Here is a 16361-nt window from a genome sequence, read left to right as displayed (position 1 = left end):
GGAAATTTATATAGGCAATCCAGCGCATCCCTCCACCAATCATCAAGCAAAAAACAAAAAATAGCATAAGCACAATATAAACACCCTTCATCACTTACCCCCACACTTATTGCATTCCTTTTTTTCTAGAACAATGGCTTTTCCGACCCCAACAGAATAAAGCGAACCATCAAAGCCTCCTTGAGATTGATGCCAACCCGAGCCTTTGGCACCTGTATCGAGTGACATCCAAGCTCCGCCTATCGTAATTCTCTGGTAAAGCTGGTAGCCGGGACCAAAAGACACCGAACCCACCGAAAACTTAGCATACGGGCCATTAAAAACATTTGGATCAGGCACCCCATTGGCGTCCGAAAGTTCCACAGATGATCCAGTCATAGATACTGGATAACCGACACCACCAGCCCCTCCCAAAGCCATGATGTATACATACGCAAGACCTCCATCGGGGCATGGTGAAGTAAGCTGATAAAAATCAATGAAACCGCCATACCGGCCCGCACCTCCACCTACACCGTAGCTATTTCCTTTCCATGTTGCCAAGCCCCAAGCATCGCTATGATCCACAGGAGCCTGCAAAGAGTATCCATAGGTATTTAGGCCGCCATTCAACCCAATCGGATCACTCTGCCCATAACGCCCAGTGGCGGGGTCGTAGTCCCGGAAATAGTTCTGGTTGAGCCCCGTCGCCGCATCGTAGCGCTGCCCCGGGAAGCGCATGTCGAACACGAACGCGGTGCCGTCCTTGTCCGGGTCCTGGTCGGGTGGGGTGTTGCCGAAGGCTTCGCCCTTCAGGTCCCAGGTCCAGATCGCTACGTCGCGGACCGGGTCGATCACGGCACGCGGCGTGCCCAGGTGGTCCGGCTGCACGTAGCGAACGCTGTTCTTAGCCAGCACGCCGACCGGCAGGTCGTCCAGCCAGATCGCCTGCTGCAGCGTGGCGCCGTTGGCATCGTAGTTGCCCAACCAATGCCCGCTCTCGTCGTACAGCGTGTAGGTGTTGGTCTTGTCCACCCGCCGCACCTGCTCGCCGCGGCCGTTGTAGCCGTACTTCATCACCACTGTGCCCGCGCGCTTGGCCTGGCTCATCCGGCCCGTGGCGTCGTAGGCGAACTCCTGTGCCGTGCCGCCGATGGACAGCGTGTTGCCGATCGCGTCGTAGGTGCGGGCGGTGCCGGCCACCGCGCTCAGGCGGTGGTTGGTGGTTGGGTAGGTGTAGCTCTGCGTGACGGTGTTGACCTTGGCACTGAGCCGGTTGCCGGTGGCGTCGTAGCTGTAGCCGTCGATCACCGTGCCGGTCGGGCCGTCCTTGAACGCGGTCAGCCGGCCCAGGGCGTCGTAGTCCAGGCTAACCACCGGGGCCGTGTTGCCGGCGGCGGTCAGGACGCTGAGGTTGCCGGCCGGGTCGAAGGCAAAGCCGGTGCTCAGGCCATCAGTGCGGGTGTCGTTGATGGCCAGCGGACGGTAGTCCTGATCCAGCACGCGCTGCATCGGGCGGCCATTGCCGTAGGACCAGTTGGCCACCGGGCCGAACGGGTAGTAAGTGGCGTTGCCCAGCAGCACCTGCCGGGTGCCGCCCGCCGGGGTGACGCCCACTTCCGTGGTCTGGCCCTGGGCGTTGCGGACGTAGTCCACCGCCGCGCCGTCGGGATAGGTCAACCTGCTGAGCTGGCCAGCCTTGGTATAGGCATAACGCAGCACGAACACTTTGCCGTTGGTGGTCTGCACCTTGCGCACCAGGTCGCCGAAGCGGTCGTAGCAGTAGTCGGTGCTGCCGCTGCCGTCCTGCATCCGGGCCAGGCGGCCGACGGCGTAGGTCTCGCCGCTGGCGCACGTGGTCTGGCTGACGTCGTAGGTGTAGCTGACGTTGAGGCTGCTGGTCGGATAGGCCACCTTGGTCAGGCGGTTCAGCGCGTCGTAGCTGTAGGTGGTCTTGATGTTGCGCGCATCGGTCTGTGTGGCGCGGTTGCCGGCGCTGTCGTAGGCGTACGTGGTGACGCCGGTGTCCGGGCTGGTGAGCTTGGTCAGGTCGCCCAGGCCGTTGTAGGCGTAGGTGATGTCCAGGCCCTTGGGATCGGTGACCTTGGTCAGGTTGTCCAGCGCGTCGTAGCCGAACTTGGTCTCGGCCGCGATGCCGCCCACGTCCTGCAGCGTGCGCGCCAGGCGGTTGAGCGGGTCGTAATCGTTCTGGGTCTTGTGCCCGAGCGCGTCGGTGACCGCCGTGGTGTTGCCGTTGGCGTCGTAGCCGAAGTCGGTCGGGTCGCCGCTGGCGGTGGCCTGCGTGGCCAGCTGGCCGAGCTGGTTGTAGACCCGCGACAGCGTGCGCTTGAGCGTGCCCGCCGCGTCCTTGGTGTCCTCCTTGACCCGGTTGCCGGCGTTGTCCAGCGTGTAGTGCAGCGTGTTGCCGGCGTTGTCGGCAATATCGGTCAGGCGATGCGCCGCGTCGTAGGTGAAGGCGGTGAACGCGCCATCGGGCTGGGTCACCTGCTTGACCAGCCCAGTCGGCCAGTAGTCGATCAGGGTGATGCGGTCGTCGTTCTCGCTGGTGTCGTCAGCGCCGCGGACCTTGCTGGCGGTCAGCCAGCCGCGCGGGTGATAGGTGTAGTCGGTGATGGTGCCGTTGGCGTCCTTCACCGACAGCACGCGGCCGGCGCCGTCGTAGGACAGGTATTCGGTCACCTGGCCCAGAGCGTTGGTGACTTTCCAGAGGTCGCCTTTGCGGTAACGGCAGAGGGAGGCATCTGCCTGACAGTCCACATTATCGCCTGCGTAATAGCTGAATGTGACAACGTCCGAAGCCTCAGTCCGTGGCCCTTTAATAGAAAGCAGCAGCCCTGACAAAGGACAGGACGACTCAGCATCACCACAGCGCACAAATCGCCACTGTCTTATCCCAATCGGGGCAACGGATTGGCTACCACAAGCATACGCGCTACCACCATCATCATAAATGCATCGAAAAGACATCCTACCATTCGCATCGTAAGAAAACCGCGTTAATGCTAAAACCTCACCAACACCGGAAAAGACAGAAATTTCACCAGGCAAATTATTTACATCATAAACCTCATTTCTCACGACGCTTGAATTTTCTCTCGTCGAAACCTGGCCGCCGGAAATATCATCCTGATAAGTGAACCGAACCTCATACCCTTTTCCATCAATCATTTTCAACAAACGACCATTGGAATCAAAAATTCTCTGATAGCCTCCACCGACCACAACATCGGACGTAATATCTTTGAAAGGGCCGGCACTCCACTGATATTGATGTTCAGCACCATTAACATCATTTACGTGAGCAGAAGTATCCCCAATGTAGTCTATAGTCACCATCTCGACCGATTGGTCGCCGGCATGCAATGTACTCAAAATTGGGCGCCACGATTTATCGTATTTGAAAGTTGCATAGCGGACGCCATCGTCCTCAATTCCGGTCATCAAATTACTGCTTCCGCTTGGCGCCGAGTCCGATTCGTTATACACGTACCGACGAACAGAGCCATCCGAACGGTGTACGCTCACAAGGTTTCCTTGGGTGTCATAAGCGTAATCAACAGCCTTGCCATCTGGCAAATCAATGCGAGCCAACTTACCTTCCGCGTATGAATAGCGCAACGAGCGCCCCAACCCGTCAGTTACACGATCGATAAGAGACCCTACATATGTCAACGTTATGCTGGTTGCAGGGCTACCAACAATAACAGCCGTTAATTTACCATCCTCCCCATAGAATCGCCTCATTCCATCCTTTCGCATAAGCACATAGCCGCTACCATTCTTCCGAATCAGGTCGCCGTAATTTTTCTGGCCTCTATAGTCGGCACCGGTTTGCAAAAATTTTTTAATATAACCATCTTCTGAAATTAACGCCATTCCAGCCACTGTGGACAAGCTATCACTATAGCTATGCATCCACCCAGTACCACCCCAATCGCCTGACTGCACCAGACCTTTAGAATGATAGCTGCGAATATAGGGGCGCCCTGCAAAATAAAAATCTTCTTCAAACCGCGCTTTTTCGCCAGTTGCCGGGAAGCAAGGATTACTGTTGACGGCACAGGATGGGGTTTGATCAGGATTCTTTACCTCAACGGAAAGAGACAACGAATTTTTCACCTTGCAAAGGTAGGGCATTGTGATATTTGCACCACTTGCATTGGCGGCAATGAAACCATCCGGGCAATAATAGACTTGATACTTCTGTATCGGAAAGGACGCGGTAGAAGCCTCCGTCCAATTAGGACAGCGATTTTTATAATAAATTACCCTTGAGCCCGCATAATCAAGCACACCTGCATTATCCCCACCCTCAATGCGGCCGTTTCTATTATCCTTACTTCCATACAGGTAATAACTACCCCGCAACTCTCCATCAAAATAACTACATCCAGTCACTGAACTCATGTGATTCAGTGCAGCTTGCATCACCAGCGATTCGGAGTGACATGTTTCATTCTTGATCTCACCAGCCTTCCAGCTATCTCCGATGGGGCAACTCTCAGCATCCAGCCCCGTCCCATAATAAGGCTCTATAATCTCCTGAGGGGCCTGATCTGGAATCTCATATTCAATTTTCAGCGATAATTTACCAGCATCACCAGCCTGAATTACATTCGAACGCCGGATGTATTTACCATAAGGAGATGCAGATGCGCGCATTACAGACTCAGCCTCATTCAATGTCGAGAAACATTGACCTTTAAAACAATATTGAGATTGAGGAGACTGAGCATAACTCCAGCAAGGAAAATTTAAAAAAAACACCACCCATACACGCAAATTCATTTGCTCACCCACCACTCCATTAAAATAAAATTAGCACTCGAAGAAACAAATGCCCGATCGAATTTAAAAATAAAACGCCGGTTAAGTGAATTGCGCTTCGCAAGCCGCATGCAACAAGAAAAAGGCAAAACCAATGTCGCAACTATTGTTTAAATAACCTAGTCAACGGATGAACGATCAAATGATCAAAAACTCCATTTCCCGCACTAAACATCCGCCGAAAACCGCTCCCCAATCATCCTTTCGATCGCCTCCATATCCGGCAACAACGCACTCTGCTCGCCCAGCAACACGCGCATATGCACGCCAGCGGGCAACGTTTCTTCGGAGGCGTCGGCAAGCAGGCCGTCGCGCGGGACCGAGATCAGTTGCGGGAAGGATTGGGTGATCAGGGCGAAGTACGGCAAGTCGGGGTTGCCGCCCAGCGCCTTAAGCACGACGATCTTGTTGTTGGAGGCGACGGTTTCGCTGCCCAGGCCGGTCAGGCGGGCGAACGAGAGCAGCGGGACGTTCCAGCCGTACCAGGCGATCTGGCCGAGCAGCCAGTGCGGGGCGTCGGGCAGCGGTTCGACCGGCACGCGCGACATCACTTCGGCGACGGTGGCGTTGGGCAGCAGGGCCCGCTCGCTGCCGGCCTGGATCAGGACACCGCGGATTTCGTCGTTGCTGGCGTAGCTGCTCATGGATTACGTCGTCCTGGAACCGGGAAAAACGCGCGGGCGGCGGCTCAGCCGCCCCACCGCGCGGACAGGGCCTGCGCCAGCTGCACCGGGTCGCCGCTGGGGTGGCCGCGGCCAATCAGCTGCGCGGCGGCGGCCGGGTCGTAGCAGCCGTCGCCGGTCTGGCCGGCGACCCAGGCGCCTTGTGTGGCGAGTGCCAGCACGTCTTCGACCTGCTGCGGGTCGCTGCCGCTGAGCAGCAGCACGGCACTGTGCGCGGCGGGCAAGCCGCCGACTACCGAGGCGCCGGCCTGCTGGGCGACGAAACGCAGGCCGGCGGTGTCGCCGCTGCGCACGCCGACATCGTCGGGCAGGATGTAGACGTTGCCGACGCCGACCGCCTGGCCGGCTTCGGCCAGCAGCACCGGCAACGCGGACACGCGCGCGATCTGCTTGACCAGGTTGCCGTAGCGGCCGCCGTCCAGGCGCAGTTGCACCAGCAGCGGCTGCGGGAAGCCCGCCGGCAATGCGGCGAGCAGGCGACGGATGGCATCGGGACCGCCGATACCGGCCATCACCAGCACCGCGCCCTGCGCGACCGTGACTGCAGCGGCGGCGGCATTGTCGATGCTGGACTCCTCCTCGGACTCCAGCGCGACCAGCGACAGGCCTTCGGTGGAAATCTGCATCTGGCTCAGCGGCGCACGCGCCTGCACCACCAGCGGCGCGTCGTCGTCCACCAGCGACCAGGCGCTGGCCGGCAGCGGTGGCGGCGCGCTGGTCGGCGCAGCGGATGCCGCCTCGGTCGCAGTCGCCGGTTCCGACGCCGTTGCAGGCGCGGCCACATCGCCGGCAGCGATCTGATCGCGCGAGAACTGCAGGTCCTCGAACCCGGGCGCGGCATCGGCCGGCGGCTGCCAGGCGTAGAAGCTGTCGGCGGGCACCGCGCTGGCGAAGCTGGCCGCTTCCTCGACGTGGAAGCCGATCGGCGCGCCTTCGTGCAGTTGCGCCGGGGTCGCCGGCAGGCCAGGTTCGGGCTGCAGGCCGACGTCGGTCTCGCGTCCGGGCGGCAGCACGTCCTGGTGGCCTTGCAGCTTGGCCGCCAGGTGCCGCGCCCAGCGCTGCGCTTCCCAGCCCTCGCGGCGCGCGGCCAGTTCGGCCTCGTCGAAGATCACGGTGACGCCGGGCAGGTCCAGCGCCGCGTCCAGCCGTTCCAGCGCGTCCTCGATCGCCGGCTCCAGCGCGATCAGCACCGCATCGGGCGCGGCGTCGGCGAGGGTCTGCGCGTCGATGGCGCCGGGATCGTCCTCGAGGACGATCGCCGCGCCGACCTGGTGCAAGGCCTCGCGCAAGCGCTCGCGCGCCCGGCCGGGGCGCGCCAGCAAGGCGACCGGGGTGCCGCCACCTTCGCCGTCATTCGCGAACACGGGCAATCCCCAGCAGGTCGTACACGTTGCGCATCAGATCCAACTCTTGGTAGGGCTTGCCGAGATAGCGCTGCACGCCGATCTCGAAGGCGCGCTGGCGGTGCTTCTCGCCGCTGCGCGAGGTGATCATCACGATCGGCACCGAGGCATAGCGGGGGTCGGCGCGCATCGCGGTCGCCAGTTCGTAGCCATCCATGCGCGGCATCTCGATATCCAGCAGCATCAGGTCGGGAACGCGTTCCTCGAGGCGCTCCAGCGCCTCGACGCCGTCGCGGGCGGCGATCACGTCGAAGTTGTGGCGTTCCAGCACGCGGCCGGTGACCTTGCGCATGGTCAGCGAATCGTCGACCACCATCACCAGCGGCACGCGCCGCTGTGCGGCCGGCGTCGCCTCCAGCACCGGCCGCGCCGGCTGCGCCAGATAGCGGCGCACCAGTGGGGCGACGTCCAGGATCACCACCACGCGGCCATCGCCGGTGATGGTGGCGCCGTAGATGCCGGGCACCGAGGCGATCTGCAGGCCGACCGGCTTGACCACGATTTCGCGGTTGCCGAGTACCTGGTCGATCGCCACCGCGGCGCGCAGGTCGCCGGCGCGCACCAGCAACAGCGGCACCTGCGCCTGCCCTTCGGCCCGCGCCGGCGCCTGGCCGACCAGCGAGCCGAGGTCGTGCAGCGCGAACTCTTCGCCGCTGTAGTGGTAGCCGCCGTTGGCCGCTTCGAAGCGCTCGCGGCTGATGCGGCCGATGCCGCTGACCGAGGCCACCGGCACGGCGAAGGTGGTCTCGCCGATCTGCACGAACACCGCCTGGGTCACCGCCAGCGTCTGCGGCAGGCGCAGGGTGAAGGTGACGCCCTGGCCCCACACCGAGTGGATGTCCACCGAACCGCCGAGCTGGCGCACTTCGTTGCGCACCACGTCCATGCCCACGCCGCGGCCGGCCAGCTGGCTGACCTGGTCGTAGGTGCTGAAGCCCGGAGCGAAGATCAGCGAATCCAGTTCTTCGTCGGACAGCGCGGCGCCGATCGCGATCAGGCCGCGCTGCTCGGCGCGGTGGCGGATCGCGTCGCGGTTGAGGCCGGCGCCGTCGTCGGCCACTTCCAGCACGATTTCCGAACCTTCGCGGCGCAGGCGGATGGCGATGCTGCCCTCTTCCGCCTTGCCCGCGGCGCGACGCTGTTCCGGCGTTTCCAGGCCGTGCGCGACCGAGTTGCGCAGCATGTGTTCCAGCGGCGCGATCATGCGGTCGAGCACGTTGCGGTCGAGTTCGCCGTGGGTGCCTTCAAGGGTCAGGTGCACCTGCTTGCCGGTCTCGCTGGCGGCCTGCCGCACCACCCGTCGCAGCCGCGGCACCAGGCCGTCGAACGGCACCATGCGCGCGCGCATCAGCCCGTCCTGCAGTTCCGAACTCACGCGTGACTGCTGCTGCAGCAAACCGTCGTACTGGCGCGCCAGGTCGTCGAGCACGCCTTGCAGGCCGCCCAGGTCGGCCGCCGATTCGTTCAGCGCGCGGCTGAGCTGCTGCAGCGTGGAGAAGCGGTCCAGCTCCAGCGGATCGAAGCTCTGCTCGCTCTGGTCCTGTTCGCGCTGGTAGCGGGCGACGATCTGCGCTTCGGTTTCCAGGTCCAGGCGGCGCAGCTGGTCGCGCAATCGCGCATTGGTGCGGTCCAGTTCGGACATCGCGCCACGGAACGCGCCGAGCTGCTGCTCCAGCCGCGAGCGGTAGATCGCCACTTCGCCGGCGTGGTTGACCAGGCGATCCAGCAGGTCGGCGCGCACGCGCACCTGTTCCTGCATCGGCCGCGCGATCATCGACTCCTCGTCGAGCATGCCGTCCACCGGCAGCGGCGCCGACAGCGGCGCCGGCGCCGGTGCGGGCACCGCGGCCGGATCGACCGCGGCCTGGATCATCGCCGCCACGTCGGCATCGGTTGCGGTTTCGGCGGCGGCGTCGACGGCGGCATCGATGCCGTCATTGGCGAGCGGCAGGCTGCGGCCGTGGGTGCGCACGTCGAAGCGGCCGATCAGATCGAGCGGCATCGCCACCGCGCGGTGGGTGCCGGTGAGGGTGAGCAACTGATGCAGGCGGTCGAACCCGCGTTCGAGCAATTGCACGTCGCTGCGATCGAGTTCGGTGCGGTTGGCGGCCACCGCCTCCAGCAGCGATTCGATGCCGTGGCCGAGGTCGCCGATCGGATTGACCCCGGCCATGCGCGCACCGCCCTTGAGCGTATGCAGGTCGCGCTGCAGGCCGGCGAGCGCGTCGCGGTCCTGCGGCGCGGCGCGCAGTTCGGCGATCAGGCGGTCGCAATGGTCGAGCAGATCCTTGCCTTCCTCGACGAAGATATCGACCAGCTCGCGGTCCAGGTCGGCGAAGTCCAGCGGACCGAGATCGACCGCGGCCAGGTCGATGGATTCGGCCGAGGCGGTGTCGTGCCGGGTGGGTTCGGCGAACGCCGGTTCGTCGGATGCGGCGGCTGGCGGGTGATGCTCGTCGCCGGTTTCGGTTTCGGTTTCGATCGGCTCGGCAGCTTCCGCGTATGCAGGCTCGGCCTGCGTATCCGCGACGCCTCCCGGATCGCCCGCATGCTCCGCATGGTCTGGCGCGGCGTCGGCAGAGTCGGTCGCTTGCGTTGCGTCGACGTGCGCCTGATGGGCGTACGCTGCTTCGACCGGCGTTGCGTCGACACCAGCATCGCCCTCATGCCCGGCATCGGACGCTGGCGCATGCTCCTGGTCGGTCGAATGCTGCTCTTCGGCGCGCGCCTCATGGGCGTACGACGCTTCGACCGGCACCGCGTCAAAGCTGGCATCGCCTTCGTACCCGGCATCGGACGCTGGCGCGTCGGCCGTTGCGGTCGAATGCGCGGCTTCAGCATCAGTCGTTGCGCCAAGCGCTGCTTCGGCATCGGTATCAGCGAGTTCGGATGCGGCATGTGCGGCGTCTTCATCGTGCGACGTAGACGCGCGGTCATGCGCATCGTTCGCTTCGGCATCGGCCGGATGCGTTTCGATGCCGGCCTGTGCAGGGTGGCCATCGACGTCCTGGTCGACGGCATCGTGCTGCGATCGCGCTGCAGTTTCCACGTCGTCGTGCGCATGCGCTGCGGTGTCGGAATGCGCAGCGTCGTCCGCCACGGGCAGCGGTTCGGCATCGTCGTTCGCCGACACCGGCTCGCTGCCGTGCCAATGCGTGGACGGCCGCAAGGGCTCTGCATTGAACGCATACCCCTGCGGATCGCGCTGCTGGTCGTGCTCGCTCTGGTCGTGCTCGCCCGCAACCAGCTCGCCTTCGGGGTGCTCGGCCTGGTCGTGCGCGCCTCGATGCGAGTCTTCCTGCCGCTGGCCATGATGCGTTTCGTCGTGCGGCGCGCCATCGACGGCCGCGACATCCTGCTCCTGCGTCTCGACCGCCGCTTCCACAGGCGGCGGCAATTCGCTGTCCGCCGGCACGCGCTGCTCGGCCAGCGGCGCGTCGACGGTCAATTCGTCGAGCTTGCCGTCCTGAGCCAGCAGTGCCTGTTCGTCGGCATCGAGCGCGGCGGGCTCGCTGTCACTGTCGGCCGGAACCGCGGCGACCACGCTCGATTCTCCAGCGGCTTCCGCGTCCTGCGCAATGCCGGATACGGCGATGCCATCTTCCTGGCTGGAGGACGCACCGTGTTCGTCGAGCGCAGGCGCCGGCGATGCCGTGCCGTCTGCAGATTCCTCGCTGGGCGCGTGCGAATGCGCATCATCGAACGTCGGCAGCGCATCGATTGCCTGCGCCACGGATTCGTCGACGTCGACGTCGGCGCTTTCGGCAACAGGCTCCGCAGCGGCATGATCCGCGTCCGTGCCCGCCGCTTCGAGATGCCTGGCATCGCCCAGGTATGCCGACAGGTCGTCGGCCGAAGTGAGTTCCACCGCCTGCAGCAACGGCGCATCCAGTCCGGTATCGGCATGCGGCTGCGGCGCGTCCTCGTCGTCCTCACCATGCGCGACCGAAGGCCACTGCACTTCCGGCAGCGTGGCGACCAGGGCCTGCAGGCGCTGCGCCAGTTCCGTGAACGGCGGGATCACCGGCGACGGCGCCTGCAGTTCCTCGATGGTGGCGGCGATGGCGTGCGCGGCCTCGTCGAGCGCGCGCACGCCGTGGGCGCTGGGCACCACGGCGGACGCCAGCAGACGCTTCACGTAGCTTTCCGCCGGGCCGGTGACCTCGGTGATTTCCGGCACGTCGGTCATCGCGAACGCACCGCTCATCGTGTGCACCGCGCGCAGCAGCGCCTCGGTGGCCGGCTGCGGCGCATGCTGCAGCCAGTCGCGGACCGTCTCCAGATGCGTGCCGACCTCGGCTTCGAGGATCTCGCGCAATACGCTGTCCACCGAAGCCGGCGTGCCGGCGCGCGGCGCGGCAACGGCCGGGGCCGGCGCGGCGGCGAAATAGTAGGCGTCCTCGCCTGCCGCGATGCGGTCGGCGACCGCCTGGATCGCGTCCAGATCGGCATGGATGGCGCCGTGCCCGCGCAGTGCGGCGTTGAGCTGCGGCAACACCTCGTAGGCCAGCTCGACCATGGTCACCACGGCCGGGCTGGCCGCGCGGCTGCCATCGAGCACGCGATTGAGCATGCCCTCGATCTTCCAGCTGAACTCGCCGAGCACGCGCGCGCCGACCAGCCGGCCGCTGCCCTTGAGGGTATGGAACACGCGACGGATCGGACGCAGGCTTTCCAGGTGATTCGGCGCCGCGCGCCATGCCGGCAGCAGGATGCCGAGGTTGACCAGCTCCTCGTCGAATTCCTCGAGGAACACCTCGCGGATGTCGGCATCGATCTCGCCGCCGTCGTCGACGAAGCCGCCGTCGATGGCGACCGGCGCGGGCGCCTCGGCTGCCGCGACCGCCTCGGTCGGCGCTTGCGCGTGGTCGGCAGTGGCCTCGGTCGCGCCGGCGGACTCGGGCGCGGCGAGCGCGGCGACATCGAACTGTGCGGCAGCGGCGTCGAGTTCGGCGAGGAACGCCGCGGAGGCAGCATCAAGCTCGATCGGCTGGATGCTGGCCTTGTGCACGCCGGGCGCCGGCGCTTCCGGCTCGGGGGTCGGCTCCGGCCAGGTCAGGTCGACGAATGGGCTCTGCTCGGCGTCGGCATGCTCTGCCGCGCCAGCGTGCGCGGGCGGGGCCTTGCCGCTGTCGGCCTCGGGCGCGAATGCGGTATCGCTCGACGACAGGTCGATGGTGGGCGTGCGGTGTTCGGCGGCGACATCGCTGTCGTCGTCGGCCAGGGTCGCCGGCGCGTCGTTCCAGACGATAGTGTGGACCTCGTCGGACGTGGTCTCGGCGAAGGTCGGCGCATCTTCCAGCTCGATCACCAGCACATCGGCGTGGGCGTTGTCGCTGGGCGCGGCGGCCGGGGTGTCGACGATGACCAGGGCCGGATCGTCGTGGCCGGCAGCCGATTCGAGTTCGGCGTATTCGGCGGCCACCGGGTCGAAACCGTAGCTGGCCGGTGCCGCTTCGTCGCTCGCAGGCGCGGCATCGGCATGCGCGATGGCCTGGTCGGGCGACGCATCGGCGCTGTGCCAACGCAACGCGTCGCCTTCCAACGCCAGCGTGTCGGTGCTGATCTGCAACGGCTCGGCCACGGCCGACCAGTCTTCCTGCTCGGCGGCGACCGGATCGAAACTGATCGGCGCCGACACGACGACGGACGCGTCGTCGTTGCCCGCCGAGCCGGCCGCCGCGGCGGTCGGCTCGGCGTCGGCATCGATGCGTGCGGCAGCCCCGGCGTTCGCGGCGGCCTCGGCAGCGTCGTGCAAGGTCCACTGCGGTGCCTGCGGCGACTCGCCCGGCAGAGGCGGCGGCGTGCTCGCGACGATCGGCGCCTCCGCGATCGGCTCATCCGCGAGCGGTGCCAACTCCCAGGACGGCACCGGCGGCGGCGCGGACGCCGCGCCCGGCACGTCGGCAGCGGCATCGGCCGACGCGATGCCCGGCTCCGCCACGGGCGCGAGCAACGGCGCATCGGCCCCCTGCGGCACCACGCCCTGCGGCACCACGCCCTGCGGTGCCGGCGCCTCGCTGGGCAGCGGCCAGTAACGCAGCGTTTCCAGGCTGGTGCGGGTGATGTCGAGGATTTCCTCGCGGCCCGGGCGGCGCTCGCGCAGCGCTTCCAGGTAGTACTCCAGGCTGGCCATCGCATCGGCCAGCGTGTCCAGCTGGCGCCCGCTGGGCACGCGGCGCTTGCCGATCAGCTCGGTGGCCACGTAGCGGCGCACGCCTTCCAGGTAATCGGCCGGCTGCGGCAGTTCCAGCATGCGCAGCGCACCGGCGACCTCGCCGAGCAGGCGCGGCACGTCGCCCAGGCGCTCGTGCTCCCAATTGGTCTCGATGAAGGCGACGAAATGCTCGCGCGCCGCGGCGAAATTGGCGATCGCCTCGTGCGCCAGCACTTCCACCGTGCGCCGCGCCTCGGCGGCGCTGGCGTCGTCGTGGATGCCGGCGCTGGCGCCGAGATAGGCGACCTGGTCGTCGAGCGAGGCATCCACGTACAGCAGCGCGCCGGCGATATCCAGCAACAGGCCTTCGTCGGCCTGGCGCTCGCCCTCGACGATGCTGCGCAGCGCATCGCGCTGCTGCACCACCACGCCACGGGCCACGCCCAGGCCCATCACGCCGAGGGTGTCGGCGACGCTGCCCAGTTCGTCCACCTGGGTCTGCAGCGCGGCGACGCCGCCGCCGGTGCGCAGGTGCAGGTCGAGCGCGTCCTTGACCCGCAGCAGTTCTTCCTTGATCGCGGTGCCGACGGTGTCGAGCAGTTCGCGGTTGCGGCCGCTGAGGCTGCCGCGGGCATGGTCCAGCTCGGCCTCGGTGGCGGCGCTGGCGTCCGGCGACAGCGCGAACAGCGCGCCTTCGCTCAGGCCGGGCTCGCCGCGCGAGGCGCGGATCTCGTTGAGCAGCGGCAGCAGCACGATCGGGATGTCGCGATGGCCGTCCTGCAGGCGCTCCAGGTAGTCGGGCAGCAGCACGGTGCCGCGCATCAGCGTGGCGCAGGCCTCGTCGCGGTCGGGCACCTGGCCGTTCTGCACGGCGATGGCCAGCAGTTCCAGTTCCTCGGCGACCATCGCCGGCGCGTACAGCTCGACCATGCGCAAGGTGCCCTGCACCTGGTGCAGGTAGCCGGCGCAAAAGCGCATGCGGCTGGTGTCGGCCGGGTCTTCGACGAAGTATTCGATCTCCCCGCGCACCTGGCGCAGGGTCTCGTCCAGCTCCGGCTTGACCCAGCCCAGCGCGGCATGGCTCATCGCATCGCGCAGCGCGCTCATCGCCGCGCTCCCGCGGACGGCCACGCGCCGCGCCGCGCCAGCGCGGCGGCGGTGAGCAGGGAGTGTTCACGGTACGTCATGTGCGCTTTCCTTCCACCCTGTTCCGATCCGCTCACGCCGGCAGCTTGAAGTCGGCGACCGAACGCCGCAGATCCGCCGCCAGCTGCGCCAGCCGTCCGATCGATTCGGCGGTCTGGCCGGCACCCTGCGAGGTCTGTCCGGTGATGCGCCGGATCACGTCCATCGTCTGGGTGATGTCGGTCGCCGCGGCGGACTGCTGGTGCGCGGCGATGGAGATGTTCTTGATCAGGTTGTTGAGCGCGTTGGAGACGCGCTCGATCTCGGTCAGCGCGGTGCCGGCGTCTTCGGCCAGGCGCGCGCCGGACACCACTTCGGAGGTGGTCTGCTCCATCGAGCTGACCGCTTCGTTGGTATCGGCCTGAATCGTCTGTACCAGGCCTTCGATCCGGCGCGTGGCGCCGGAGGTGCGTTCGGCCAGGCGCTGCACTTCGTCGGCGACCAGCGCGAAACCGCGGCCGGCCTCGCCCGCCGAGGCGGCCTGCACCGCGGCGTTGAGCGCCAGGATGTTGGTCTGCTCGGAAATGTCGTTGATCAGTTCGACGATCGAGCCGATCTCCTGGGTCGATTCGCCCAGGCGCTTGATGCGCTTGGAGGTTTCCTGGATCTGGTCGCGGATCTGGTCCATGCCCTGGATGGTCTCGCGGACCACGCCGGCGCCCTCGGCGGCGATCACCACCGAGCGCTGCGCCACTTCGGCCGACTCGCTGGAGTTGCGCGAGACCTGTTCGATGCTGGCGGCGATTTCGTTGATGCGCTCGGACGCCGAGCCGATCTGCTCGGCCTGGTGGCCGGCGGCCTCGGCCAGCTGCAGCGCGGTGGCCTGGGTTTCCTCGGTGGAGATGGCGACCTTGGCCGAGGTGTCGTTGATCGTGGTCACCAGGTGGCGCAGCTCGTCGACGGCGTAGTTGATCGCGTCGGCGATGGCGCCGGTCATGTCCTCGGTGACCGAGGCCTTGACGGTCAGGTCGCCTTCGCCGAGCGAACTGATTTCGTCGAGCAGGCGCATGATCGCCTGCTGGTTGCGGCTGTTGTATTCGACCTGGGTCTGGTAACGGATTTCCTGGTCGCGGGTGCGGCTGCGCACCGAGGTCCAGACGAAGCCGATGATCGACAGCAGCGCCAGCAGGCCCGAGACCACGCCCAGCCAGAAGTTCGGGAACAGGCGGGTGTCGCGGGTGGAGCCGAACGCGGAGAATGCGTCGAACAGTGTCTTGCTGTCGTCGAGCATCTTGTCCGAGCCGGCGGTCAGCGCCTCGGCCGAGGACTGTGCGGCGAACAGGCTGCGCGAGCTGGCCAGCAACGCGTCCAGGTCCTTCTTCATTTCCGCCCACTGCGCCTGCGACTGCTGCAGCGCCGCCAGCGCGGCGGCGTTGCGCACCGGCGCGATGCCCAGCTCCTCGTTGCCGTTGCGCAGGCCTTCGAGCATCTGCCCGAACACCACCGAGTCGCGCGCCAGCGCATCGCCGGCGCTGGCCGCGCCGCTGCCGCCCGCCCGCATCTCGGTGACGCGGCGGGCCATGGTGCCGGCCACCACCACCTGCTGCAGGGTGTTGTAGATCTGCGCGGCGGGGGCGCCGCCGACGGTCATCGCGCGCACCACCTCGTTCAACTGCGCCTGCAGCTGCGGCACGCCGCCGACGAAGCGCTCGGCATTGCCGGCCAGCGCCAGCACCGCCGGTTCGCTGTCCACCACCTGCTGCGCGTTCTTGCCCAGCGGGTTCCAGGTGCGGTTGAGCTCGGCCAGCGGGCCGGCGATGCCGGTCTCGTTGGCGTAGCGCGCGTTGAGCCCGGCGACGGTGCTCTCCACCCGCGCCTTGGTCTGCTTGAATTCATTGAAGGTGGCCGCGTTGCCGGACACCGCGTCGCGCGCCTGGTTGGCCAGCTGCTGCGACAGCACCTGCAGGTCGGCCGCGCCGGTGCTGGCGCCGGCCAGGCGGTTGCCCTGCCAGGTGGCCACGCCGGTATTGGCGCCGAACACGATCAGCGACAGCGCCAACAGGCCCAGCCAGAAACTCGTCCCCACGCTGCCAAGCTTGCTGGCCTTGGGGGCGTCCGGTGCAGTACTCATGATTCGACCTCGATCTTCGATGCGAAGGCAGGCCG

The 16361-nt window shown here is 65.9% G+C and carries 5 protein-coding genes; all 5 read right to left on the bottom strand.

Going from position 1 to position 16361, the window contains the following annotated elements:
• Positions 1 to 90 precede the first annotated feature (90 nt).
• A complete protein-coding gene (locus NRY95_06515) occupies positions 91 to 4788 on the bottom strand; it encodes an RHS repeat protein (GenBank protein UYC17606.1) in 4698 nt (1565 codons plus the stop codon).
• A 206-nt stretch (positions 4789 to 4994) separates the two neighbouring features.
• Positions 4995 to 5471: a chemotaxis protein CheW gene (locus tag NRY95_06510; GenBank protein ID UYC17605.1), complete on the bottom strand. Its 477-nt coding sequence runs from the start codon at positions 5469 to 5471 to the stop codon at positions 4995 to 4997.
• A gap of 44 nt (positions 5472 to 5515) precedes the next feature.
• Positions 5516 to 6874, bottom strand: a complete 1359-nt coding sequence (locus tag NRY95_06505) for a chemotaxis protein (GenBank protein UYC17604.1) — start codon at positions 6872 to 6874, stop codon at positions 5516 to 5518.
• On the bottom strand, positions 6861 to 14177 hold the full coding sequence (locus NRY95_06500; protein UYC17603.1) for an Hpt domain-containing protein: 7317 nt from the start codon (positions 14175 to 14177) through the stop codon (positions 6861 to 6863). The genes NRY95_06505 and NRY95_06500 overlap by 14 nt, the downstream gene beginning before the upstream one ends.
• 112 nt (positions 14178 to 14289) lie before the next feature.
• Positions 14290 to 16326, bottom strand: coding sequence for a methyl-accepting chemotaxis protein (locus NRY95_06495; protein UYC17602.1), 2037 nt, complete (start codon positions 16324 to 16326; stop codon positions 14290 to 14292).
• Between the last annotated feature and the right edge of the window lie 35 nt (positions 16327 to 16361).

Origin of the sequence: Xanthomonas campestris pv. phormiicola (assembly GCA_025666215.1) — a bacterium.
Taxonomy (GTDB): Bacteria; Pseudomonadota; Gammaproteobacteria; order Xanthomonadales; family Xanthomonadaceae; genus Xanthomonas_A; species Xanthomonas_A campestris_A.
The sequence above is the reverse complement of the archived record's forward strand: the minus strand, read 5'-3'. Positions and strand labels throughout refer to the sequence as shown.